Source organism: Pseudolactococcus yaeyamensis, from assembly GCF_054658615.1.
Map to the genome: position 1 here is coordinate 1 of NZ_BAAGGP010000037.1, position 26,078 is coordinate 26,078.

General features: G+C 39.8%; 26 protein-coding genes. 1 reads left to right on the forward strand and 25 read right to left on the reverse strand.

What is annotated here, in order from left to right; translation table 11 throughout:
* Positions 1–192: 192 nt before the first annotated feature.
* From ACYQ21_RS08430 to ACYQ21_RS08475, 10 genes are all read right to left on the reverse strand, one after another.
* Complete coding sequence (locus tag ACYQ21_RS08430; protein ID WP_460057498.1) at positions 193–2,616, reverse strand: HAD-IC family P-type ATPase; 2,424 nt, start codon at positions 2,614–2,616, stop codon at positions 193–195.
* A 57-nt stretch (positions 2,617–2,673) separates the two neighbouring features.
* Positions 2,674–3,663, reverse strand: a complete 990-nt coding sequence (locus ACYQ21_RS08435) for a GNAT family N-acetyltransferase (protein WP_460057501.1) — start codon at positions 3,661–3,663, stop codon at positions 2,674–2,676.
* 33 nt (positions 3,664–3,696) lie between these two features.
* Positions 3,697–4,263, reverse strand: coding sequence for a TIGR01440 family protein (locus ACYQ21_RS08440; protein ID WP_460057503.1), 567 nt, complete (start codon positions 4,261–4,263; stop codon positions 3,697–3,699).
* 42 nt (positions 4,264–4,305) lie between these two features.
* Positions 4,306–5,088, reverse strand: a complete 783-nt coding sequence (locus ACYQ21_RS08445) for a bifunctional hydroxymethylpyrimidine kinase/phosphomethylpyrimidine kinase (protein WP_460057506.1) — start codon at positions 5,086–5,088, stop codon at positions 4,306–4,308.
* Positions 5,066–5,827, reverse strand: a complete 762-nt coding sequence (gene truA / locus ACYQ21_RS08450) for a tRNA pseudouridine(38-40) synthase TruA (protein WP_460057509.1) — start codon at positions 5,825–5,827, stop codon at positions 5,066–5,068. The genes ACYQ21_RS08445 and truA overlap by 23 nt, the downstream gene beginning before the upstream one ends.
* Positions 5,828–5,915: 88 nt before the next feature.
* Positions 5,916–7,910, reverse strand: coding sequence for an ABC transporter ATP-binding protein/permease (locus ACYQ21_RS08455; RefSeq protein WP_460057512.1), 1,995 nt, complete (start codon positions 7,908–7,910; stop codon positions 5,916–5,918).
* 140 nt (positions 7,911–8,050) lie between these two features.
* Positions 8,051–8,365 carry an AzlD domain-containing protein gene (locus tag ACYQ21_RS08460; protein WP_460057554.1) on the reverse strand — a complete coding sequence of 105 codons (315 nt, stop codon included), beginning with the start codon at positions 8,363–8,365 and terminating at the stop codon, positions 8,051–8,053.
* Entirely contained in the window at positions 8,365–9,093 is a 729-nt protein-coding gene (locus ACYQ21_RS08465; RefSeq protein ID WP_460057515.1) for an AzlC family ABC transporter permease, read from the reverse strand. The genes ACYQ21_RS08460 and ACYQ21_RS08465 overlap by 1 nt, the downstream gene beginning before the upstream one ends.
* A gap of 333 nt (positions 9,094–9,426) precedes the next feature.
* Entirely contained in the window at positions 9,427–10,038 is a 612-nt protein-coding gene (gene rpsD / locus ACYQ21_RS08470; RefSeq protein WP_416185772.1) for a 30S ribosomal protein S4, read from the reverse strand.
* 168 nt (positions 10,039–10,206) lie between these two features.
* Positions 10,207–10,941, reverse strand: a complete 735-nt coding sequence (locus tag ACYQ21_RS08475) for a TrmH family RNA methyltransferase (protein WP_460057519.1) — start codon at positions 10,939–10,941, stop codon at positions 10,207–10,209.
* A gap of 97 nt (positions 10,942–11,038) precedes the next feature.
* Between ACYQ21_RS08475 and ACYQ21_RS08480 the strand changes: the two genes are divergently transcribed.
* On the forward strand, positions 11,039–11,314 hold the full coding sequence (locus ACYQ21_RS08480) for an acylphosphatase (RefSeq protein ID WP_460057522.1): 276 nt from the start codon (positions 11,039–11,041) through the stop codon (positions 11,312–11,314).
* Positions 11,315–11,626: 312 nt separating this feature from the next.
* Here ACYQ21_RS08480 and ACYQ21_RS08485 read toward each other — a convergent pair whose 3' ends face one another.
* The 15 genes from ACYQ21_RS08485 to ACYQ21_RS08555 form a co-directional block, all read right to left on the reverse strand.
* Positions 11,627–11,941 carry a hypothetical protein gene (locus ACYQ21_RS08485; protein ID WP_460057524.1) on the reverse strand — a complete coding sequence of 105 codons (315 nt, stop codon included), beginning with the start codon at positions 11,939–11,941 and terminating at the stop codon, positions 11,627–11,629.
* Between the two features lie 74 nt (positions 11,942–12,015).
* Positions 12,016–12,885: a methylenetetrahydrofolate reductase gene (locus tag ACYQ21_RS08490; RefSeq protein WP_460057526.1), complete on the reverse strand. Its 870-nt coding sequence runs from the start codon at positions 12,883–12,885 to the stop codon at positions 12,016–12,018.
* 69 nt (positions 12,886–12,954) lie between these two features.
* Positions 12,955–14,565, reverse strand: coding sequence for an aminodeoxychorismate synthase component I (gene pabB, locus ACYQ21_RS08495; RefSeq protein ID WP_460057528.1), 1,611 nt, complete (start codon positions 14,563–14,565; stop codon positions 12,955–12,957).
* Between the two features lie 62 nt (positions 14,566–14,627).
* On the reverse strand, positions 14,628–15,683 hold the full coding sequence (locus ACYQ21_RS08500) for an HpaII family restriction endonuclease (RefSeq protein WP_460057530.1): 1,056 nt from the start codon (positions 15,681–15,683) through the stop codon (positions 14,628–14,630).
* Complete coding sequence (locus ACYQ21_RS08505) at positions 15,680–16,843, reverse strand: DNA cytosine methyltransferase (protein ID WP_460057532.1); 1,164 nt, start codon at positions 16,841–16,843, stop codon at positions 15,680–15,682. The genes ACYQ21_RS08500 and ACYQ21_RS08505 overlap by 4 nt, the downstream gene beginning before the upstream one ends.
* 104 nt (positions 16,844–16,947) lie before the next feature.
* Positions 16,948–17,517 carry a lysozyme family protein gene (locus tag ACYQ21_RS08510; protein WP_460057556.1) on the reverse strand — a complete coding sequence of 190 codons (570 nt, stop codon included), beginning with the start codon at positions 17,515–17,517 and terminating at the stop codon, positions 16,948–16,950.
* Between the two features lie 61 nt (positions 17,518–17,578).
* Positions 17,579–18,562: a nucleoid-associated protein gene (locus ACYQ21_RS08515; protein ID WP_460057534.1), complete on the reverse strand. Its 984-nt coding sequence runs from the start codon at positions 18,560–18,562 to the stop codon at positions 17,579–17,581.
* Between the two features lie 5 nt (positions 18,563–18,567).
* A complete protein-coding gene (glyA, locus tag ACYQ21_RS08520; RefSeq protein WP_460057536.1) occupies positions 18,568–19,821 on the reverse strand; it encodes a serine hydroxymethyltransferase in 1,254 nt (417 codons plus the stop codon).
* Complete coding sequence (locus ACYQ21_RS08525) at positions 19,811–20,437, reverse strand: L-threonylcarbamoyladenylate synthase (RefSeq protein WP_460057538.1); 627 nt, start codon at positions 20,435–20,437, stop codon at positions 19,811–19,813. The genes glyA and ACYQ21_RS08525 overlap by 11 nt, the downstream gene beginning before the upstream one ends.
* On the reverse strand, positions 20,430–21,245 hold the full coding sequence (gene prmC, locus ACYQ21_RS08530; protein WP_460057541.1) for a peptide chain release factor N(5)-glutamine methyltransferase: 816 nt from the start codon (positions 21,243–21,245) through the stop codon (positions 20,430–20,432). Before prmC ends, ACYQ21_RS08525 begins: the two co-directional genes overlap by 8 nt.
* Entirely contained in the window at positions 21,242–22,309 is a 1,068-nt protein-coding gene (gene mutY / locus ACYQ21_RS08535; protein WP_460057543.1) for an A/G-specific adenine glycosylase, read from the reverse strand. The genes prmC and mutY overlap by 4 nt, the downstream gene beginning before the upstream one ends.
* A complete protein-coding gene (gene prfA / locus ACYQ21_RS08540; protein WP_460057545.1) occupies positions 22,306–23,379 on the reverse strand; it encodes a peptide chain release factor 1 in 1,074 nt (357 codons plus the stop codon). Before prfA ends, mutY begins: the two co-directional genes overlap by 4 nt.
* Positions 23,380–23,448: 69 nt before the next feature.
* Complete coding sequence (locus tag ACYQ21_RS08545) at positions 23,449–23,961, reverse strand: GNAT family N-acetyltransferase (RefSeq protein WP_460057547.1); 513 nt, start codon at positions 23,959–23,961, stop codon at positions 23,449–23,451.
* A gap of 28 nt (positions 23,962–23,989) precedes the next feature.
* Positions 23,990–24,559, reverse strand: a complete 570-nt coding sequence (locus ACYQ21_RS08550) for a thymidine kinase (protein ID WP_460057550.1) — start codon at positions 24,557–24,559, stop codon at positions 23,990–23,992.
* Between the two features lie 171 nt (positions 24,560–24,730).
* Positions 24,731–25,852 (reverse strand): tyrosine-type recombinase/integrase, encoded by a 1,122-nt coding sequence (locus ACYQ21_RS08555; RefSeq protein WP_460057552.1) that lies wholly within the window; start codon positions 25,850–25,852, stop codon positions 24,731–24,733.
* Positions 25,853–26,078 lie beyond the last annotated feature (226 nt).

The window sequence follows — 26,078 nt, forward strand, 5'->3', positions numbered from 1 at the left end:
TTGAGCACAAGTCCTTGATAGCACTTGCGAAAAAATGAATTTTTCGTAGGCTTATTTAGTGTACCTTAGTTTCATAAATCTTGTAAAATAAATTTACAAGTCTTACTTGACTTATTACCACTAGACTAAATTTTGTGATAACTGTACTCCTGTCTAGTATACCAAATTATCAGAAAATTGTGCTAACAAGACTTACAAAGTCGTATTCTCTTTTGGTTTCTCTTTTAAGACTGTTTTCAATAAGATAAGTCGAATGATAAGTATCGCAACAATGTCAATGAACACAATGATAATAGAGAAGAAGTCAGACCATACCGGTGGCCAAAAGAGTTCTACAGGAGATAGACCAAAAAGTGATATAAGTGGCGCAATAAAGTAACTTGCAACAAAAGTAACAAGCGACAAGAGCAGCACACCTAATCTAAATCGTGTTAGTGGTCGACATAATAGAAACATCAAGAAAAGTTGAACACCACCGACCACTTGCGTAATCGTTGTTTTCATTGCCATATCCAAAACTTCTGACTGTGCGTAATGTTGATAGTGTAGTACCCTACCTCCTACATCTTCTATGGAAATCTCTCCTTTAACTAATGCCCCTAAAGTAAAGATTGTCAAGGCAAGTACAATGCCACAAGGTAGGGCATTCAGAAAAATATTTCTAAAGAAGTTATCCTTTGCCTTAGCCTCATTCTTCTCAAAAACAAGTAAAAAGGTCGGTACACCAATCGTTAAAATACCTACTAGAGTCAAATTAACTGGGTCAAGCGGAAATAAGATTTTAAAGAGGAAGAAAGCAAAAACCAAAATCGTCGAATAAATCACACGAACAACATGCAAACTTGCGACTGTATTGATATTATTAATCACTTTCCGACCTTCTTTGACAACATTCGGCAGCGTTGAAAAATCATTTTCCAACAAGACAAATTTGGCAACTGCTTTTGTTGCCTCACTACCTGAGCCGAATGCAATGGCGCAGTCTGATTGTTTGAGCGCTAAAATGTCATTAATGCCATCACCAACCATGCAAGTCGTATGACCGTTTTTTTGTAGCGCCTGAATGATGTTACGTTTTTGAGGTGGTGTCACACGACCAAAAATACTAGTCTCTTTAACAACTTCTTGCAAGGTCGCCATATCTTCAGGAATATCCGCAGAAATAATCGCCTTACCTGTCACGCCAACATCTTTTGCAATGGCAGCAACGGTATCCGGATAATCACCAGAGATAATTTTAACCTCAACATCTTGTGATTTAAAATAAGCAATGATATCACGCGCATCTTCCTTGACGGCATCCCTTATCAGAATAAGGGCAAGCAAGGACGCATCTTGAGGTACTTCTTTATCAGTGAGATGACCCTGACTGTGTGCCAAGCCAATAATTCGGTGCCCTGATTTTAAATACTGGTCAATCTCTGCCGTCACTGCTATCGGTAACTCCGGTACAATCATATCAAAAGCCCCTAAAAGATAGGTTCCCTGACCTTCAATCTCCATAGCTTGTAATTTTAACTCTGATGAAAACGGCAAATATTCTACCATGTCATAATTTTTTTGTGAGCTTTGAAATTTAGACTGTAAAGCAATTGTAGACATATTTTGTTCTGCATCACGACTTACAATAAAAGCGATAATATCATCAATCTCTGACTGATTGTCACCGTAATAAAGAACATTTTCCACACTCATCTTACCTTCGGTAATAGTCCCTGTTTTATCCAAACAAATGGTATCTACTCGCGCCAAGGTCTCAATAGCAGGTAACTCTTGAGTTAAAGTACCAAGTGTGGAGAGCTTTAAAACACCGGCAGCCAATGCGACGCTAGTTAAAAGTACAAGACCTTCGGGCATGATACCTATCATAGCAGCAACAGCCTTCAAAATGACAGCGTTTGTACCAATAATCTCCAAGAAATTGTATTGGTCAAGAAAGACAGCAATTGTCGCAGGAAAAATAATAATCGTAATCCATTTCAAAATACGGTCTATGTTCTTTTGAATCTGTGATTTCGTCATAGCAAATGCTTTTGCTTCAACAGTTAGCTTGCTGACGTAAGTGTTATCACCAACAGAAATAACTTGTACTTTAGTATTACCTTGCATGACAAGACTACCAGAATAAATCTCATCACCGATATGCTTTTTGATGAATTCTGACTCACCGGTAATCAATGACTCATCCACGACAAGTCCATCTTCTAAGCATCTGACGTCGACGGGTACTTGCATTCCTTTTGTTAAGAAAAGAATATCATCCAGTACGATATCTTCTTTGTTGACTTGTGTTTCAATCCCGTCACGTAAAACACGAACCTTAGCTTGTTTTAAAATAGAGAGACTCTCAATTGTTTTCTTGGCTTTAATCTCCTGATAAATACCTATCCCTGTATTAAATACGACAGACAAAATAAACAGTAGATTTTTAAGTGAGCCTGTAAACAAGACCATGCAGAATAGCAGCAAGTTCAGGAAATTGAACAAGGTCAATGTATTATGAAGAATGATTTCTTTGGTCGTTCTACTAGCAGAAGTAGTTGCGATATTGACCTCACCTTTTAATAGATGCGCTTCAACTTGAGCTTGGGTCAATCCTGTCTTTAAATCGGTCATTACGAGGTACTACTCCTTTATTTTAATTTGGCGCTATCACTTATCTATGAAAACGAGTCAAAAATATTCACGTAAAATTACATCTTTCATGACAAATTTGGTAAACTCACCTATCGTCATTATGACAGGTTGGCCAGTGCCAAATGTCATGTTATTTTCTGGTAATATATCATCAATAATCGTAAATTGCTTGTCTGCATTGACTGGAAATTGTTCTAAATATGCTTTCAAATTTACAATTCGAGCCATCATATCTGCTCGTAGACTCATTTGTGCACGACTCGGTTCAAGCATATCCTGTTCTAATGTAACATTTGAAGGTGCAGTGTAGATAAATTGATCAAAAGCACCTGCATGACTGGCAATAAAACGATAGGCTGTATTTTTGGCTTGAACATCAAGCGTTATCAGTTCGTGGATAATGAAATCCATGCCATTAAAAACATAAACGACGTAGCCTCTGGGTTCTGCTTGGTCATAAAATACAGCAAAATGTGGTTGTTTTTTATAGTCAAAATAGTAAGACCATTCGAACTCACCTCGAGTCAAGCTACCATTGCCAACTGCTTGCTCGTGAACATATGCCAAATCTTCTTGAGCTGTCACAAAATCTGTGCGTTTAACCGTTAAATGTGTTTTTTCTCCCAACGGAAAATCAGCTGCATCAATCTCATAATGTTTTTGGTTGAAGACATAACTATAACCAAATTTACTGTAAAAACTGTAAGAAAAAGGTGCGAGATAAGAAAATAGTGTTTCCTTCTGATAATTCTCTTGTAAAATTTCAGTCATGAGCTGACTTGCTGCACCATTGCCACGGAACTCAGGATAACTTGCAACGTAACCAATTCCTGCCATTGGTACTGATTGACCTTGGAAGTTAACCTGAAAGTGGGTATCAACAATCATACTCGTCAATTTACCGTTTTCAGTATGTGTATGTAGAGTCGACTGCTCTAGTAATTTGTAAAAAGCGCGGTCTCCGCCAGTTGGATTTTTATGGAAAGCATATTTCGCAAGCTTCAAACAAGCCTCTTCAATCGTCATTTTTTTCCTCACCTTATTTGTCTTTTAATCAGACTAACCTTGTCTAAACGTATCAACTGTATCATAGCTGGCACGTGGCCCACCAATCAGTTTAGGTCGACTTTTAAGTGCGGTCACGTGAGCCCCCCCTAATTCGCGCAAGATAGGACGAAAAGGAATCTGCACATGTTTCACATGCATCCCAATCGCTGTATCACCAATATCAAGACCAGCTTGCGCTGTGATAGACTCAACTTCCACCGGGTCATTAAATAAAGCATAAGCTGCGACTTGACCACTGCCTCCGGCATTGAGCTGCGGCACAACGGAAACGATTTCCAAATCTTTTTGCTCTGCTAAATCTCGCTCGACCAACAAAGCACGATTGAGATGTTCGCAGCCTTGAACTGCTAAATACACGCCAATAGCCGTGAGTTTATCATAAATTGATTTAACCACAACTTGCCCAATTTCAGCTGATGAATGATGCCCAATCAAGCCTCCATTAACTTCACTTGATGATAGACCCAAAACAAATACCTGACCTTTTTTGAGGTCTGCCTGCTTAATGACATCCTCAATCAAGATTTCTGTTTGCGCTTGCAATTTTTCTAAATCCATTTGTTTACCCCACTATCACACTCTAAATACATTAAAACACTCTCACTCATGAGGCAATCGTTGAAACACCCCATATTCATTTGCGTTAAGAATCGCCTGATAGACAAATTCCTTACTTTGTTCGACAGCTGTTAGCACTGTTTCCCCTCGCGCTACATGGATCGCAATAGCCGACGCAAACGTACAACCTGCACCATTATTATTTCGCGCAACAATTGGCTTAACAAATTCCCGAGAAATGACACCATCATCATATAAATCACGCGCAAAATGCTTATCCAAACGACTGCCACCCTTAATCACCGTATGGCGACTCCCCAGACCAGACAAAACCGTCGCAGCAGCTTTCATATCTGAAACAGTCGTAATCGACAATCCAGACAACATCTCAGCCTCCTTCAGATTCGGTGTCATTACCGTCACATAGGGTAAAAACTCAAGCATTTTCGCCGTCATCAGCGACATCTCCTCATCTTCATTTTCTTTAAAAACAAGAACCGGGTCGAGAATGACGGAGACATCTTGATGGTGTTGAATAAAACGCAAGGTTAGCTCGGCAATCTCTATTGATGGCAACAGACCTATCTTAATCGCATCGAAAACAACATCATTTAGACTATCCAATTGCCGCTTGAAAATTTCAAGATCCGTTGGAAAAATATCAAAGCCAGACGCATGCTCAGCTACTGTCACAATCGACGTCACGGCAACAAAACCATAAATCCCATACTGAGAATAAGTCGCTAAGTCAGCCTGAAAGCCACCGCCAGATAAAATATCCGAACCTGAAATCGTTAAAACTTTAGGCGTTGACTTCATCTTCATTATAACGTACCTCCATAAGACATAAACCATGAGCAGGTGCTGTCGGACCTGCTAAATCACGATTTTGTGCCGCTAAAATTTCAGATACTCGCGCAACTGGCCACTTGCCAGCACCAATTTTTACCAAGGTACCGACCATATTTCTGACCTGCTTATATAAAAAACCATTGCCAGAAAAAATGAAGATAATTTCATCTGTCCCACTTCTCACTACATCTGCCTGTGTAATCGTCCGAACCTTGTCTTCGACCGTAGTGCCAGAGGCTGTAAAACCTGTAAAATCATGCGTGCCAACCAATAACTGCGCTGCTGCAACCATGTTATCAAAAGCGACGATTTTCGGAAAATGGTAGCTAAAACGTCGGGTTAAAGGATTGTTGGCACGAGAGGTGGTCAGACGGTATTGATAGGTTTTACTGTGGGGCTTAAATCGCGAGTGGAAGTCGTCTGCGACCAGCTCAAGCGCTAGAACGTCAATATCATCAGGCGTTTGGGTATCTAGGGCAAAGCGCAATTTTTCAGCGTCACGCGCTTGTGGTAAATCAAAATGGATGATTTGAGCTAGTGCGTGAACGCCACTGTCTGTGCGACCAGAACCATGTAGTTTAACGGACTGACCTGAATTTAATTTCGCCAAAACACGTTCAAGTTCTTCTTGAACGGTTCGACCGTTATTTTGTATTTGAAATCCGGCAAACTCTGTACCGTCATATGCAATTCTTGCTTTATATCGTATCATGCTAATATTATATCATGGGCGCATAGAAATCTAACAACCAATTGGGACATCGGTAGCAAAAAAGATTCTTTCGAATCTTTCAGATAGCCTAGTCATTTGACAAAGCTTCAATCGGGTTCAATCTAGCAGCTTTACCTGCTGGCATGAGGCTTGCAAATAGGGCAATGATGATGGCGATGACGACACTACCAATCACGGCACCCGTTGAAATTTGGATGATATGAAATTTATCAAGCAAGCCACTGACACCTGAGTTGACCGCAACTTCCCCGAGAAAGGCAACAGTAATTCCCAAAATAGCAGAGGCGAGACCTAAAATCACAGTCTCGATGACAAAGAGCAGGCGAATGTCCCCTTTTCTTGCACCTAAAGCGCGCAGGATACCGATTTCCTTCGTCCGTTCCGCAACTGACATGTAAGTCGTTGCGATAATCATCATCAAGCTCACGAGCAGTGAAATTCCTGCGACTAAAGCAAGCACGATGGTCACAATGGATGTGATATCATTAATCGGTTTCAAAACGGTATCAAGTGAGAAAGTCACGAAGTCCTTCTTGCCGTCAGTTTTCAAGTCTTGAATTTTGCTTACGACAGATTTGACATTGTGACTATCATCAACCGTTGGCACGATAAAATTAGGCTCACTCACGATGTTATTGGCCACAAACGCTTTTTGCAATGTTTTAAAGTTCATCATCAGCGGACTCTGCGCCAGATTTCCTTTGGTAATGCCTGATATTTTCACATCTTGGGTAATGGTGACAGGTACGCCTTCTTTGTTAAACATTTGATACTCGAGATGTAGGTTTTTTCCGACAATCTTTTTCCAATTTGTTTTATGCCATTTTTTAGCAAAAGTATCTGGAACAACCACTTCACCTTCACTTGGTTTTTTACCTGCCAAGAGGGAGCTATCGGTATTGACACTTGTCCAAGTTTGAATGCCAGCGAAAGGTTCTTTCGTCTCGCCAAGACTGACTGTCAAATCAACTGGTGTCACATCAAAACCTTTTTCGACTTGCTTCACATGATTTAACTTTTTAACCTGATTGAGCAGGGTATCAGAAATCGCCGTTTTCGCCGAATTTTGTGTCATGAGGCGCATCGTTTCCATATAGGCTTCTTCATTTTTCTTGTTCTCATCTGAGCTCACACGCTTCATAACCATGGGCACATTTGGATTAGCCAAATCAGTGACCATTTTATTCATATAGCCCTTAGCACCATCGCCCAAACCAAGGAAGAACATGACTGAAAAGAGACCGATAGCTACGCCAATCATAATCATCAGATTTTGTTTCCAATTATTGATGAAATGCTGCCAAGCGATACGTGCCTTCGCCCCGAAAGAAAGTGTTTTTGTCTTAAAGTCACGGGCTTTTTCGACAGTCTCATAAGGTGGTTTAATCCGCTCATCCGAAGTGACTTGACCATCCGCCAGATGAACGATCCGTGTCCCGTGGTCTGCCACTTCTTGCGAGTGTGTTACGACAATAACGGTCTTACCGCTTTTGGCAATATCAGACAAGATACCAAGGACATCACTAGTATTTTGTGAATCCAGTGCACCTGTTGGCTCATCTGCGATAATGATATCAGGATCATTAGCAAGTGCGCGGGCAATGGCAACACGTTGTTTTTGACCACCCGATAATTGGTTGGGGTTTTTCTTTTTATGTTCGAGTAAGCCAACTTGTTTGAGCAGGTCTTCAGCTTTCTTGATTTGTGCTTTATGCGACAGATTGGTCATTTTTAAAGAAATTAGGACATTGTCTAAGACACTGAGATAGGTGACCAAATTAAAGGATTGAAAGATGAAACCAACTGTATCTCGACGATACTCATCCATTGATTTTTCTTTTTTATCCGCTTGTTTGGTGCCATTGACAATGACTTCTCCATCATACTTACGGTCAAGACCACCGATAATGTTCATCAAGGTCGATTTCCCGCCTCCAGATTCACCGAGAATCGAGATGAAGTCTCCTTTATCAAAGCTGAGATTCAAGCCTTTCAAGACAGGAAATTCTTCTTTTCCCAGATAATAAGATTTCTTGATATTTTTTAGTGCTAAAATTGTCATGTTAGTGACCTTTCTATGTTGCCATAATATTTTTGTATTGTTCTTAGTATAAGATTTTTCCAGAAAACTTTCATGGGGCTTTAGACTTATTTTCATAATAAAATATCGCATCATACAAAAAAAGTTACCCGATGGTAACTTTAAAACAGCATACGTAAGAGTGCCATGGCAACGACACCCGTCAAAACAGCTAACATCAGCGATTTTCGCCAATAACCAACGATAATAGCGGGAATCATCGCTAGAAACTTTAGACCATCAAGACTTGGTAAAGCATGCTTGTGTAGTATCAATAACTCCGATACTAATAAACTTGTCATCATAGATAACGACAAGTAATTAAGAAAACGTTTAAAAAATGCCGGAAATTTGATGATTTTGGCTAGAGGAAATGGGGTAACCCTCGGCAACCAAGTGACTAGGACAGAAAACAATAAGGACAGGTAAAAATACATCACGCCACCTCTGCTTTCGTATCATTTTTAGGTTTTATCATCATGGCTCCGATCATGGCACCAGTAATTGTTGCAATCAAAATGGCAATATAACTTGATGCAAAAATTCCTGCTAAATAATAAATCAAAATCGTACTTATCAGCACTGTCAAAACAACTCCTAATCTATCATTTTTAAGCATAGAATCTAAGGTCAGCACGAGTAAACCGATAAACATCGCAACCAAGGCATAGTCTATCCCAAATTTTTCAGGATTAGAAATCAAATTACCAACAGCTGCACCAATGACTGTCGATAAGATCCACGTCAGATAACTCATGACATTCACACCTTGCATCCAGATGGCTGTAATCGGTGTGCTTTTCGCATGTTCTAAAACCAAAACACCAAAAGATTCATCGGTAATTAAGCTCCCCATCGCAATACCAGATTTGAGTGATTGATTCGGAAAAATTTGAGTCGCCGTTAAACTTTGCAGAAACATCCGAAAATTAACTAGAAATATCGTTAAAGTGATAATTAAAACTGGTGTCTGCGTAGCTAACATGGCGACAATAATAAATTGCCCCGCCCCAGCATACAACAAAACAGACAAACACAAAACTTGCCAAATATTAAAACCTTGTGCTATGGCAACAATACCAAATGCGGCACCAATACTGATGTAACCTAAACTAACGGGAACAGCAGATTTAATTCCATCTATAAAATTGTATTTTTTTAACATGATTAACTCCTGAAATATAATAGTCTTATTATAACAAAAAAATTAAGTAATTTTAAGCGCTATTTTTGGGAAATGTTAATCTAAGAGTATAAAAAACAGTCGAAGTTGACTGTTTTCTGGTATTTGTTAGTTTCTTTCTAGTTTTAAAAGCAAAAAAACTCCAAACCTTATAAATAAAGGGTTTAGAGCTTTTAAAATTACATTTGTCTACTCGGATTGGGTTTCGCAAGCGAAACGAGAAGTTCACGGAACTTCTCAAACGCTGCGCGTTTCTCAAATCCTCGCAGACAAACAAATGACGCTTCGCTGAAAGCCTTTGGCTTTCGACTCCGATTACATTTGTTTGTTATAGTATTCAACGACGAGTGATTCGTTGATTTCTGGGTTGATTTCATCGCGTTCTGGTAAACGTGCGAATGTCCCTTCAAGTTTGTCAGCGTCAAATGTGATGAAACTTGGACGTCCAAGTGTTCCTTCAACTGCTTCAAGGATTGCTGGTACTTTAGCTGATTTTTCACGAACTGAGATCACATCACCAACGTTAACGCGGTATGATGGGATGTCAACACGTGAACCGTTAACCAAGATATGACCGTGGTTAACGAATTGACGTGCTTGACGACGTGTTGTTGCTAAACCAAGACGGTAAACAACGTTGTCAAGACGACGTTCAAGAAGAACCATGAAGTTGAAACCAAGTGTGCCTTCTTTTGCTTTAGTTGCTTGAACAAACAAGTTACGGAATTGACGTTCAGAAACGCCGTAAGTGAAACGGAGTTTTTGTTTTTCAGCCAATTGCAAACCGTACTCAGAAAGTTTTGAACGGTTGTTTGGACCGTGTTGACCTGGTACATAGTTACGACGTGCGATTTCTTTACCAGTACCTGTTAGTGATACGCCGAGACGACGTGATTGTTTCCATGATGGACCTGTGTAACGTGACATATGAATGTCTCCTTCAAAAATTTGATTTGAAGAGCCTGTTTTGCAAGTTTCCGGTTCGTGCATTTCCAGTTCGCCTTACAGCTTTGGTTACTTTGTAACACTAGAAATGTTGACGACGCCCTACCTTGCGGCTGCATAACTCAACTTTATAAGTATATCAGAAAAATGCTAGTCTGTCAAGGAGAAAATCATAATACCTGCAGCAACAGCAACATTTAAAGACTCTGCCTGACCGGGCATAGCGATGTGTGCTAAAATATCAGCGGTAACTGATGTTTCTGGTGTGATACCCGCCCCTTCGTTGCCCATGATGAGGGCAAACTTTTCAGGTTGACTGACTGTTCGATAGTCAACCGATGTTTCAGATAAGGTGGTTGCAATCACAGTCGTTCCCTGACTTTTCAAGCGTTGATATAAAGCCTGTGCCTCATTTTCCTGAAAAATCGGCAGATGAAAGTGTGAGCCTTGCATGGTGCGCAGGACTTTAGGCGAGTAGATGTCGGCGCTACCCGCTGTCAAAATCACACCGTCAAAACCCGCAGCATCTGCCGTTCTAATCATCGTGCCGACATTTCCCGGATCTTGGATGTTTTCCAAAATCAGGAGTTTGTTCAGCTGCTCAGGTTTTAGACTTGACGCCTCTAGACCAACTTCTGTGATAATGCCTTGCGGTGTTTCAGCGTCTGATAAGAAGTTCATGACCTCGTCTGATATGAGTGTCGCATCTGGTATATCCGCAAATTTCTCCGTCACAAAAATCTGCTTAAAATCCGCGCCAGATGCCAATGCTTCTTCATATAAATGCTGCCCTTCAATCAAATAAGAGCTGCTGCGATTTTTCTTTTTATAAAGTTTCTTCGCATTCTTGACGCGTGTATTGTCTTTCGATGTGATCATTTCCATAACTTTTATTTTAGCATAATCTAGCTCATCTGCGTGAGTATCGGCAAATTTTGATATAATTTGTGTAAACCTATCTTTAAAAATGGAGGTAAAACAAATGAACAAAGTAAAAATGAATGCGAGTGGCAGGGTACAAGGTGTTGGCTTCCGATTTGCCACCTATCAATTAGCTCTGAGCCTTGGTATCCGTGGGACAGTCAAAAATGAAGAAGATGGTTCTGTCACCATTGAGGCTCAGTCTGATGATACACTTAAAATGCAGAAATTTATTAGCGAAATTAGAAAGTCTCCGACACGTTTTGGTCGTGTGGATTATTTAGACGTAAAACTTGATAATTCACCAGATTTTGGTGAATTTAAAATGTTGAATTAGCAATGTAATGTATACTAGAAAACCAATAAAAAAGACTGTCACAAGTCTTTTTTAATTACTTATTTACTTGATTATCTCAGCTTTTAACAGCTTAATATTTTCAATAAATATCTGATGATAGTCATCCTGAATACTATCTTGAATATTCTTAATTAGCGTTAAAGTCTCTGACATACCGGCAGTAACCTTACTGTCTTTATTGCGTTACAAGTCAAATGCCATGTAATTTTCTAGTAACAAACTAAGATTTGGCAAATCTTGATAAATAAATTTAGAAAAATCATCTACATCTTGTGGATTTTCAACTAAATACTAAAATATTTTTTTGCTGAAAAAAACGCCTTGCAGATTTCTTTCGACTTTCCTTAATTCTTTAGTCTTTGTAAAAGCTCTATCCAGACTCACAATCTGCTCTTTAAGCGCAAGCATCAAATCCCTAAAAGGTAAAATGTCATCTTCTGCTAGTCCCTTCAACTCGTAAAATTCAATCGTTTCTCGTTTAATACCACGATGAAAAAGACGGGCACTCAAAATTGTCGCAAGAGATACCTCATTTTTTAAACTAAATAAATCATCAAAAGTGTCTGTAAAGTAAGCAGCAAATTTTTTCTTTCCTATCACAATCATACCATTCCAATTTATTTTTCATTTATTATTGTAACACAAAAAAAGCGCAACTTTATTAAGTCAAGCGCTTTTTACTATAAATACCGATCCATCATCGTATTGGCGACGAAGGGTTTATTCATGGTGTAGATATGCACGCCATCAACACCACGAGCTAGGAGAACATCGATTTGCTTGCAGGCATAGTCCATGCCAGCTTTTTGCAAGTCTTCTGGCGAGTCCTTGTATTTATTGATGATTTTTATCAAGCGTGTTGGCAGGCTAGCGCCGAAGAAAATCATTCGCTCCACTTGAGATTTTTGCAAGACTGGCATGATACCTGCGGCAATCGGTGCTTCAATTCCTGAATTTTTGACATAATCATTAAGTCTTAAAAATTTGTCATTGTCAAAAAATAGCTGGCTGATGAAAAAGTTGGCACCAGCATCATATTTGCGTTTGACGTGCTCAATATTCTCAACATCTAGTGGACTATCAACATGACCTTCGGGATAAATGGCGGCTGCAATATCAAAATCGCCCGTTTTTTTGATGTCCGTGATGAGTTCATGCGCATAGTGATAAATATCTGGACAGCCTGTCACATCCGTATTTTTCGGCATATCTCCGCGCAAGGCTAAAATATTTTGAACATTCTTAGCCTTAATTTCTGCCAAAATTTCTGTGATTTTCTCTGGATTATTGTTGATTGATGTCAAATGGTGCATGGTTTCGATGCCGTACTCTTTTTTTATTTTTTCAGCGATCTCTAGCGTTTTATTTTCCTGACCGACATTGCCCATCGCGCCATAGGTCACACTAATATAATCTGGTTTGTGGGTCAAGCCAGCCACAGTTTGATAGATGGTTTCAATGCCCGCATCAGTTTTGGGCGGGAAGACTTCCAAAGAAATGACGGATTTCTTCTGAAGATTTTTTTCTCGATAAATGTCAGTTATTTTCATAAGACTATTCTAACAAACTTTACTTGAATTGGAAAATTGTTAAAAACAGCCGTTTGTTATAGTTCCAGATTATAACAAAACAACTTCTCTGATACCCTGAACTGAGTTACAGCAGAAAATCTTATCTGCTCTAGCTAAGTCAGCTTGATAAAGGACTTGTTCACGACACTTCTCGGAATCTAATAAATACTGACGGTAAATCCCCGGTAATAACCCACTTGATAAAGGCGGTGTTAGCCACTCCCCATCAATCTCAAGAATCAAATTTGCACGCGACATTTCAGTCAGCTCTCCCCGCTCATTAAGAAAAATCTCGTCTTTAGCTTGAAAATAAGGGCGATAGGTTGTTTTATGCGCCAGAAAATCGGCACGGCTGTCAATGGTCATGGAGGATAAAGCAACGGTGTTAAAAGCTTTGGTCGTTCGATAACTGGTCTCAAACTTCCCATCACGACTGAGGACCAAGCGTAGGATACCGTCCTGCTCAGGTTGGAGATTCAACATATCTGGATTGAACTCAAACCCATAGTAGGCAGCCGATTTTTGCAGTCGCTCAAAATGCTCCGTTTTAAAAATAAGCTGACCATTTTCAACTTGAATGGTCTCAATCAACTGAAAATCATCTTGTAAGAAAGCCGTTTTCGTCTGGGTCTCCAACCATTCATCGGCGGTATCTGAATCCCAAACAATGGCGCCACCCACACGATATTTAAAGTCATCTGCACCTGTCTGCCGTTGCAAAATGCGAATCGGCACGCTAAAGGTCATCTTTTCTGGACTTAAAAAACCAATCGCACCGCAGTAAATATCACGACTGCCCTGCTCCAATCGGTCAATAATGGTCATGGTTGAAATTTTCGGAGCACCTGTGATTGAACCATTAGGGAATAAGGCTTGGAAAATTGCTAATAAATCAGTATCTGGTTTCAAATCTGCCTCGATTTGCGAGGTCATTTGGTGGACGGTGGCATGTGTTTCCACCTCAAATAATTTGGTAACTTTGACGCTACCGTTCTCAGCGATTCTACCCAAATCATTACGCATAAGGTCGACAATCATAACATTCTCGGCGCGATTTTTCTCATCTGTTTTGAGAAATGCAATACGCTCGGCATCTTCTGCTGCTGACTGTCCTCGTTTGACCGTGCCTTTCATCGGACGCGTCGTGATGTGCTGATCCTCAATTTCAAAAAAGAGTTCAGGTGAAAAACTGAGTAGGGTATCGTACTCAGTTTTGATAAATGTATTATAGGGCGTGCGCTGCTTGGTCAGCAAGTGTTCATAAAGCACCAAATCGTCGCCAACATAAGGCACTTGATAGTCATAAGTATAGTTGACTTCGTAGGTGTTGCCATTGCGCTGTTCTTGCTTAATTTCGGTAATGGCGTCAGCATATTCAGCATAGGTCATCTGTGCTTGGGGACTGAGACTAATCTCTGGCGCATTTTTCGGGAGGTAGGGTGTAAAGTCTTCGAAGACTTGAAAGTAGAGGAGGGGACTGTCAGACTTTATCTGTTTGCCTAGGAAAACATCCTTAGCTTCATAGCGGATATAGCCGACCAGATAATGCGTCTCCTGCCATTTTTCAATTTCAGACAAGGCTGCAATCACATCGGCATTATCAAAAGCAACCAGTGTGGCTATGGGATTTTCAAATTTTTTATCGTCATATATCATCATCGTCCTTTTATTATAACAAAAAACTGGCTTTCACCAGTTAAATAAATGAACGATTTTCATGTTCAAGTAAACTGTATTTGAATTGTCAATTTCATCGACCCTTGATTATCTGAAACATTAACAATACCAGCGCCAGTGCGACTAGAAGAAGGAGAGTCAAATTTTGTATTTTGATACAGATAATTTTTTAAACGATTTCTGTCATAAATGTGGTAACAAACAATATCACCGTCTTTTTTAACAATGACATAACCACCATTTGCCTCGTCCATACCCGACCATTTCGTTTTTGGCACCATTCCCAAAGCAATCGCAACTAATAAATCTTTGACCTTATATTCAACCAATCCGCTATCGCTAAACTCATAATAGTGACGACAAAGATAATCGACAACATCTGAGATTTTCTTACCTTTAACAAAGTAGGAACAGAGAAAAAGCAGGCTCAATAATTCAGGCATCTTATAATCAATCATAGTCAGATTATGACGAAATGTCTGGTCTATTAAGCGATTAAATTCTAGTTCATAGCCATTTGTTCTCAAAAATTCAATTCTATCTTTAATCTTAGAACCACCAGATATAGCATTGACTTGCTCAACTAAATCTCTATCAATATCATGGGATAGGAGAAATTCAGCAATCGTTGCACTTGATGCGTTTAACAAAGTCGGTGTCCCACCTAAATATGATTTGATACTAAAATCAATAATTGGTTGAAATCCTGTATAGTCATCATGGATTTGTACTGTCAAATCTCCTTTTCTGCTACTTTCAGCTTTAACTTTAGTAACACCGATTTTGCTCAACAAATCAGAAATTTCTGGAATTTCAAAACTACTGCCTTTCGCCGTTTTAATTTCATTTAATAATTTCGGCGTCATATCAATAAAATTTTGAATCGGAATTTTTAATATTTCATTATCCGAATGTATCAGAATTAATTTACTTGTTTCATCACGACTATAATTTTTATGTTCACGAATAATTTTTAGAATAGAATAAAATGTTTCTTCAACTCTATTCAAATTTTCATCAGCAGCATAAATTTTACCGTCTGCTAAAATAGAAAAGAAGACGTATAATTCTGACCATTCACCTTTATTGAATTTTTTCATTGCCCCACCGCATATTCTGTGCTACGATTTTCAGACAAGAACAACTGCTCTTTCATACTATCGGCGACAGCTTTCATCATTGGTACAGCAACGGAATTGCCAAATTGGCGGTACATTTGCGTTCGAGAAACAGGCACTTTAAAAGTATCTGGAAATCCCATAAGACGCTTACATTCCAACTCAGACAATAAACGAAGTCCAGTCTCACCACCTTTGACAAAAGTACCAGTCAAACGTTGAATTTTATGATAACTTGCCACTAAAGTTTTGACTTGAATATCTGATTCCTTATCAATTACCTGTGGTTTGCCATCATTCTTTTTATATAGATACGATTTTTGCAAATGTTCAGAAATCGTATAGCCAGCAGGATTTTCTTCCAAAATCGTATTGACAGGTACACGATTATCTGAACCTTGTGGTAACTCATAATCGGTTATCCCTAAATCTTCACGAAAACCAACAATTACAACACGTTTTCTAACTTGTGGTAACCCATAATTTTGTGCATCTAATACATCCGAAAAAACATTATAACCCGCTTCTTTTAAAGCGGCTTTAATAATCCGAAAAGTTTCGCCATTTTGAATCGTTAATAAGCCTTGTACATTTTCTAGTAAAAACATCTTAGGTTGATGATGTTTGATAATACGTAAAACATCAAAAAATAGTGTCCCTTGTGTTGCATGTGAAAATCCTTCACGTTTACCAATCATACTAAAAGGTTGACAAGGAAAACCAGCCAAAAGGACATCATGTTTTGGAATGTCAGATTCTTTAATCTGTGTGATATCGCCATAAGGTTTTTCACCAAAATTCGCCTCGTAAGTCGTAGCAGCAAATTTATCCCATTCTGAACTAAAAACAGCCTTAGTATCCCCATCTTCAAATGCTTGCCGAATGCCACCAATACCTGCAAATAAATCAATAAAGGTTAGTTTGTTATCGCCACATTCTTGTTTTTGCTTATATGTCATGAAGTTAGCTAGACCTTCCCCAATCAAAAATTCACAACGACTTGAAAAACTATCACTATAGTCAATTGGCGCTTTCATCACTTCCTCATACAATTCTTCAGGAATATAAATATTTTTTTGCTTTTTCTTCTCTAACTCGCTTTTAGCTTTTCTACCAGCCCCAGCTCTTTTTCCGCCAATCATGTTATCAGTATCCTTTCAGAATATTGCTATGTTATTAGTATAGGCTTTTATATTTGAAAAAGCAAATTGTTTAATCAAATTTCATTCCGTAAAAAAACTGGCTTTCACCAGTTAAATAAATGAACGATTTTCATGTTCCAGCGGACTTCTCTCGCATAGAAGATGTTGCCACCGTTTTTGTAGAGCTTGCCTTTGTTAAACAAAAGGGAATCTAAGGTAATGTGATAATATTCCTCGGCTGTCGTATTGCCCAAACTCGGGGCAACGACATCTTTAGAATAAGCTTCCGCTAAAGTCAAGGTGTTCTTACCACCATTTTTGGCAATATAGTCAACATAGGCTTTGCCAAAGTTATAGGCTTGAACGCCCGTCCAGACGTCGACACCTTTTTCATGAGCATATTCCAACATTTCGGTCAAATTGGTAATGCCTTGATGAATGCTGTCTTCTTCGGTCTCAATCGTATCATGGGTCGACTCAGTCGACTGCATAACATCGGTGCGTTTTCCCTTGGTTTCCGTGTAAATAATCGACAGAACTAACTCGCGATTGCCTGACACGCCATGCTTTTCCAAAGTCTGCGTCACAAAATCATCGTACTGCATGACGTTTTTAACATTTTCATGCGTACGATATACCCAAAATCCAAAACCTACAAACATGACTAGGAGCATTGAATTTCTAATTTTTCTTAGCAATACGTCCTCCTTCTCATGTTAGTATATGATATAGCAATTACCACTTGTTCTTAATTTCCTCAATATTTTTGATGATAATTGAGTAAGTCCCATCATCATTTTGAATAAATTCGACCGTCTCAGCATCTTCATATAGACTTTGAGGCACAATCATTTCTATCCCATTTGACAATGACAATTTTTGATTGGATAATTTTTTCTCGATTTTCTCCATCGGCATCTGCTCGAACCGAATCTTATCGGGAATTTCTTCCTTGACTTGATCTTTAAAGGCTAAGCGCGCCGTCAGATTGTTCGCAAATAATTGGTCTGCAAGTGCTTCTGGATTGAGATTTTCCTGCTTTTCGACTGCATGAAATACCGCATTTTGCACCTTTTGAGAAAAGGCAAAATCAGCATCGTCGTAAGATTTGGCAACAGACTCTGCCGTCTTTTTAATCGCTTTAATCGCTTTATTGACAGAAATCTCAGGCTTTTCAGCTAGTAGATTTTCCGAAAAATAGTTGTAGTTTTTACCATTATATTTAATGCGTTTTTCCAGCAAATGGTAGCTGAACGTATTGCGATTGATGGCAATGGCTTCATCAGCAGCTGACCCAGCCCCAGGCAATGAAGACTCGGTTTTACGAATCTTGATTTGTCCTGTTGCTGCATCGAAGTCATGCGAAAAAGAATCCCTCAGCGACAGTCTGATAAAAGCAAAATGTGGCTGTGTCTCTAATTCGTAGGCAACAAAAAGCAAGTCATTTTGCTTTTGTTTCTCTGACAGGATAAATTCTTCCCGCCAGAAATTGGCAACGGCAATCGTTGAGGCGATAAAGTCATCTGTTACCAGTGATAAAAAGTGATTCTCTTCTGATAAAACGCCACGTTTGGCATCATCAGAGTAGATTTTTTCTACTTTTTTGGTCACATAGTCGAGCATGACAGGTGTCAACTCCATGAGATTTTCTGAGAAGGTGATCTCGGGTTGACCGGGGTCAAAAGCGTGCAAAATCGCTTTTTTAATATAGATGTCCATTGTGCTTATTTTTCGTAAAGTGGGAATGCGTCAGTCAAGGCAATCACTTCTGATTTGATTTGGTCAAGCACTGTTTGGTCGTCCTTGTTTTGGAAAGCACGAATGATAAATTCTGCTACTTTCGTCGCTTCTGTTTCTTTGAAACCACGTGATGTCACAGCAGCTGAACCAATTCGGACACCTGATGTTTTAAACGGGCTCAATGTTTCATACGGCACCGCATTTTTGTTCAAAGTAATTGAGACAGTATCCAAGAGATTTTGTGCCTCTTTACCGTTAATGCCAAAATCCGTGACATTCAGCATGAACATATGATTATCAGTGCCACCAGAAATCACACGCAAACCAGCATTTTCAAAGGTTTCAGCCATGACTTTCGCATTCTTGATGACTTGCGCTTGATAGTCCTTGTAACTAGGATCTAGCGCTTCTTTAAAAGCAACAGCCTTCGCAGCGATAACGTGCATCAAAGGACCACCTTGAATCCCCGGGAAGATGGCAGAGTTAATTTTCTTAGCCAAAACTTCGTCATTTGTCAAAATGAGACCACCACGCGGACCACGGAGCGTTTTATGGGTCGTAGAGGTTGTAATATCAGCATAGGGTACTGGGTTAGAGTGCAGGCCAGCAGCGACCAAACCAGCAATGTGCGCCATATCAACCATGAATTTCGCACCAACCGCATCTGCGATTTCACGGAATTTCGCAAAATCAATCGTCCGTGAATAGCTAGACGCACCAGCGACAATCAACTTAGGTTGCGCTGCTTTAGCTTGTGCCAATATTTGATCGTAATCCAACAATTCTGTTTCTTTATCGACGTTATAGCCAATAAAGTTGTAAGTTTTTCCAGAAAAGTTCACTAGTGAACCGTGTGTCAAATGCCCACCAGCTGCCAAATCGAGACCCATGACTGTATCGCCGGGTTCGATTAAAGCAAGGTAAGCTGCAGCGTTGGCTTGTGAGCCTGAATGAGCTTGCACATTGGCAAATTTAGCGCCAAAAAGTGCTTTTGCGCGGTCAATTGCTAAGTTTTCAGCAACATCGACGCATTCAGTCCCACCATAGTAACGATTACCAGGGTAGCCTTCAGCATATTTGTTAGTCAAAAGAGAGCCTTGAGCGGCCATCACAGCTTTTGAAACAACATTTTCAGAAGCGATGAGTTCAATATTTTGTTGTTGACGTTTTTCCTCTGCATGGATTGCATCCCAGAGTTCTGGGTCAAAAGCTTCGTAGTTTGGCTGGTCAAATATCATCCTTTATCTCCTCGATAATTTCTGTTAAAGTTAGCGCACCTTGGCGCAAGATTATGGGCGTCTTACCTGTCAAATCTACAATCGTCGAATCAATGCCCGAAATACTCTTATCAGCTGTCACAATAGCTGCGATCTGACCGTCCAACTCTCGCAACACATCTTGTGCGGTTTTGGGGCTTGGGTTTCCTGTCAGATTAGCAGATGGCCCCACTAGGGGGCCTGTTTGACGCAAAATAGCTAGTGTCGTTTGATTAGCTGGGACACGAAAGCCGACTGTTTTCATACCGTTATTGACAAGACTAGGGACTGTTTCATTAGCCTCTAAAATCATCGTTAGGCTGCCAGGCATAAATTTATTATACAACTTTTCTAGGTATTTGGGTTGATTTTGAGAGAAAAGTTTCAGTTGCTCAAAACTTGAAATGTTAAGATTGAGGGCATGGTCAAAGGCTCTATGCTTAACTTGATAGATGTTTCTGACCACCTCATCATCTAATGCGAGACCAAATAAACCATAAACCGTTTCAGTCGGCAAGGCGACTAGTTGACCTGATTTAATCAAATCAACTGCACGTTTGACATCATCTGGTGCTTGTGGCGAAAGTAACTCAGTCAATGGCAATCATCCTATCCTTTCCGGCTAAATCTTGTAAGACTCTGACCCGTTTCTCGGGAAAATGGTGCTGAAAAAGTTGGCTAACAGCTTGGCCTTGTAAATGCCCAATTTCCAAATAAATCTTGCCCTTGTCTGTCAAATAAGACTGGGCATTTTGGGCTAGCTTTTGATAAATGGCTAGCCCATTGTCCTCAGCAAACAAAGCAAGGTGCGGTTCATAGTCCAAGACATTTTTAGCCATATCCACCTTCTCGAAATCTGCGATATAAGGTGGATTTGAAACAATTATATCATAGTTTTCTGAAACGTTACTGAAAACGTCTGATAGCGTAAAAGCAATATTTTCTATTGCATTTTTAGTCGCATTTTGTTGTGCCAAAGCTAGAGCATCTGCTGAAATATCACTGGCATGAACTTGCCATGTCGGCTGCGCCTTTGCGAGTGACAGAGCTATCGCGCCTGTCCCTGTCCCAATATCTAGGACTTTCAAGTCATCTGACGCATTTTCCGCCAAAATCAGCGCGACAAGTTCTTCTGTTTCTGGTCGTGGAATTAAGGCACGCGCATCCACATCGAGAATTAAACCGTAAAACTCGGTTTCGCCAACGATATACTGAGCTGGCTCGTCCTTTGAAAGCCTGTCAAATATCTCTGCTAGGTAGGCTTGGTCAGATTCAGTTATTTTCGTGTTGAGCAACAGGATAAAGTCGGTATAACTCAGTTTTCGCCCATAACGAAAAACATAGCGCAACTCCTCTGGCCGCGCCAAGTTTTTTTCGTAAGTTTGAAAGGCTTGTAAATAGGTCATAAATTCTCTTTCAAAGCTGCTTGGAGTTTAATTTGTAAGGTCGTCTGTGGTAGCGTTTCATAAGCTTCTTCTGAAAAATATGTCCATGTGTCAAGATTATCCGCAACTTGAACAAGCATGACTTGCCATTTTTGATGGGTAAAGATATGCGTGATAGGTGTGATATTCAGTTGCTTGGCGGATTTAAATTGTTCAGAAATACCGTCATAAATCGCATCCCACGAGTCAAACTCTACTAGTGGATAAGTCCAAAAATTGGCAAGCAGACCTGTTTTAGGACGTTGTGTGTAAGCTAAATGCCCATCTTTTTCAGAGATAATGGCCGCATAAAATTTCTGGACTTGCTTGACTTTTTTAGACTTGACCGGAAAAGTCAACTCTGAATCGTCTTGATAACTAAGGTTAAAGCGAGCAAAAGGTGAATCCGCTAAAGTCTCAGTTTTAGCACTCATCAAAGAAGTTCCCAAATCCATCACGGCTTGGTTAAAATCACCTGGTCGCTCAGGATCAACGATGGGCAAAACGATGTCATAAAAAATTTTCCGTGACTTAGGTTGGGCAATATCTGCGTCAATTTTTAGCAATCTCGCAAACACACGAAACATATTGCCATCAAGCGCTGGTACGACTTCATTAAAACTGATACTGGCAATCGCTGCTGCTGTATAAGGGCCAATACCTGCTAATGTTTGTAGGGCTTGACTGGTTGACGGAAACTGTCCGTCAAAGTCTGCCATGACTTGCTGGGCTGCTTTTTGCATATTTCTGATTCGCGAATAGTAGCCTAATCCTGACCAGAGTTTGAGCAGAACTTCTTCATCTGCTTCAGCTAAATCTTTCACGCTCGGTAATTCAGCCAGAAAGCGATCATAGTAAGGAATGACTGTTTCGACCTGAGTTTGTTGCAGCATAATCTCGCTGACCCAGATGTGATAGGGTTCCTTGTCTATCCGCCAAGGGAGGTGCGTCCGTCCGCTTTCATCGTACCAAGCAAGCAAGGTTTGACGGAAGTCTGCCACCATGTCCTCGGATAAATGGCCATCTGCGTCATACCAGTTTATCATTGTTTCAAGGCCTCAAGTTTTTGCGTTTGATCAAAGAGAATCAGGGCGTCGATGACTTCGTCAAGTTTACCTGATAAGATGGTGTCAAGTTTTTGCAGAGTCAGGCCGATGCGGTGGTCGGTCACGCGGTTTTGCGGGAAGTTGTAGGTACGTATCCGCTCAGAACGGTCACCTGTCCCGACGGTCGACTTGCGAAACTCATCGTTTTTATCCTGTTCGATTTGTGCGAAATAATCGTAAACTCGGGCATTGATGATTTTCATGGCCTTATCACGGTTTTTCTGCTGATTCCGTTCTTCCTGCATCTCAACTTTGATCCCCGTCGGTTCATGGACGATCCGAACGGCTGTTGCGACTTTATTGACGTTCTGTCCGCCGGCACCAGAAGCATGGTAGATGTCAATGCGCAGGTCTTTCGGGTCAATGTCGATGTCGAAATCTTCGATTTCGGGCATGACGAGCACCGTTGCTGTTGAGGTATGGACACGCCCCTGAGTCTCTGTTTTTGGCACACGTTGGACACGATGCGCACCACTTTCATATTTGAGTTTCGAGTAGACGCTATTGCCTGAAATCATGACTGACACTTCTTTGATGCCACCTATTTCGGTCACGTTTGACTCCAAAATCTCAAATTTCCAGCCCTGATTCTCAGAGTATTTTTGGTATATGGCCAATAAATCGCCAGCAAAAAGCGCAGCTTCATCACCACCAGCGGCACCACGAATTTCGAGGATGATATTTTTGTCATCATTAGGGTCTTTTGGTAACAAAAGAATTTTGATATCTTCTTCTAAGATTGCTTTTTCAGCTTTCAGTGCTTTGAGTTCTTCTTTGAACATATCAGATTCATCAGCGTCAAGGCTTGAGTCTGATAACATTTCCTCAGCATCTGAAATCCCCGTCGTTACTTCGACGTAGCGCGCATAAGCCGCAACGGTTTCTCGTAAAGAGGCCTCTTCTTTTGACAAGGCCATAAAACGTTTGGTATCGTTAACAACTTCCGGGTCGCTGAGCAACCCACCTAATTCTTCGTAACGGTCAGCCATAATTTGTAATTGATCGAACATATGATTTGATTACTTCCTTATTTTCTATATTTTTCTTGTCAATGGTAGCAGGTATTTGAGCAAGCTTAGCTAACTTCTATCAACAGCAAAGGCAAAATGCGGCATTTCAATTCCTCTATAAGTTTTGATAAATTTAGTCCGAACAGTCATGCCATTGCGAATCGCAACGTTCATGGACGCGATATTGTTATCACGAATGATTGAAAACACACGGTCAATACCTAAGACGTCAAAGGCATAGGTTTTACAGGCTTGCGCTGCCTCTACGGCGTAGCCTTGATGCCAATAATCGCGATTAAATAAATAGCCTATTTCTGTAACGGTTTCACCTTGGACTTGTTGCAAGGTCAGACCACATTGACCGATAACTTGGTCGGTTTCTTTTAGAACAACCGCCCAAAGACTCATGCCCCAATCCTTATACTGCGCGATTCGGTCATTCAGCCATTTCGCTACTTCTTCATCCGAGAAGGCACCTTCATAGGCAAACATCGCCGTGTCATCTTGCAATATTTCAGCAATAGCAGAAAAGTCTATCTGTGTCATTTCTCGAAGATAAAGTCGTTTGGTTTCCGTAATCATCTGCGGTCTCCCTATTTTCTACTGAGTTTTAAAGTTCGGGTTTAAACCAGTGTTTGCGACAAACGGGAAGGTAGCTTTCATTGCCTCCGATTTGGATTTGACTGCCCTCATAAACCGGTTGATTATTTTCTGTGCGTAAAACCATGGTTGCTTTCTTGCTACAAAACCAGCAGATTGTTTTAATTTCTTCGATCTTGTCAGCTAGGAGTAAGAGATATTTGCTGCCTTCAAATAATTCATTTTGGAAGTCATTTTTTAGGCCGAAGGCCATGACAGGGACGTTGAGTTCATCTACCACTCTAGCAAAATCATAAATATTCTTTTTGCTGAGAAATTGTGCTTCATCTATTAAGATGCAGTAAGGATTTTCCGGGAGTTTGGCAACATAGTCAAAAACATTTAGGGCAGCATCAATGGGGACGGCTTGTTCGCGCATGCCGATCCGCGAGCTGACGACACCAATCTCATCTCGGTTGTCGAGAGCGCTTGTCATAATCACGACGGGTTTGCCCTGTTCCTCGTAGTTATGCGCTACTTTGAGAATTTCGATCGATTTGCCGCTGTTCATCGTGCCGTACTTAAAATATAACTTTGCCATGTCATTTTCACTCCTTCATAAATATTCCCTATACTTCCCAAAACATTTATATATCAGCACTCATTACCTAAAATATGACTATTTCATTTCCTCATATTTCTCAGTATTTCCCTCAATTTTGGTGCTTTTTGGGTGCTAAATATATTTTTCTGTGGTGCCTATGGGCCTTTTTCAAACGATGATATCATTTAATTTTAAATTCATTTCTTGGCGTGATTCTGGCATAACGTGAGTATAAATATTATTTGTAATACGTGAATCACTATGCCCAACTCTTTCCATCAATGCTTTTTGTGGCACACCTAGTAAAGCCATGTGACTGATGTGACTATGACGAAGCATATGACAAGAAAAAAGAGATGAATCTTTACCAAATAAATTAGCTCTAGCACCTTCCATTTTCAAGTATAAATTAAGCGCCATGTTTGAAACTTGATACCCATTTGACTTTGTAAAGACAAATTTCGAGTCTGAATTATGTTTGTGTAGTGCTTCAAGAATTTCTAAACATCGATGATTTAGCGTCACAAATCGTATTGACTGTGGATTTTTAGTCGGTCCTAGTTTTTTTAGATTTGCATTCCAACTAAACTCAATATAAATTGTCTCGTCTAGTAGATTAACATGAGACCACTGGAGAGCCATTAGCTCACCTATCCTTAAACCTGTCAAGAATAGAAATTCAACACAATCAGCAAATAAAAACTGGTCACTGTCATAAGCATTTTTTCGCATACTAGCTAAAAGAATACGCATTTCATCCAAAGTTAAAAATTTATGTTGCAATTTTGCGATACTCTCAATAGAACGTTTGTTTTTAGGCAGGATAATCTTATCCATAATATTACTTTCAGTAATATCCATCTGATACGCATATTTGAAAACATGACTAATACGCTGTTTTAGAGTGTTTCTTGTCGCATTGGTATATTTTTTAGCGAATAAATATTCTTGAATTTCATGAGCTTCAATAGTTGAGATTTTGCGTTTGCCAAATGTTTCAATAAAACTTTTAAGACCATAGGTTTCATTCAGGAAGGTTGTTTCTGCCACTTCTGCTTTACGAATTTTTGCAGATTCGGCATACACCTCATTAACTGTTTTGGGTTTTACAGAGGGTTTACTTTGTTCGAGTTTCTCCTTTATTTTTAATTCTAACGTATTGCGATCCTGACTTTTTGAATCTCGACTTGCTGAATTCATGGTACAAGAAACTTGTTTCCATTTTCCATCAATATCTTGATATTTTTCAAAAAACTTGTACTTTCCGCTTGCCAATTTTTTATTATACATACATCTCTACCTTTCGTTTTGTTCAAAAAATAGAGAGTAAACAGATTACTCCCTATTATATCAAATTAGCGTGCCTTTTTCAGTGAATTTGAGCAATATTCACGACAAACGCATGAAATAAATAATTCCCTAGTATCTCTATTTATGTTAAAGTAAAAGAAAAGCTATTAAGGGAGTTCATGATGTACGAAATCTACGCGTATTTAGAAAGCGTCACAGATCCGCG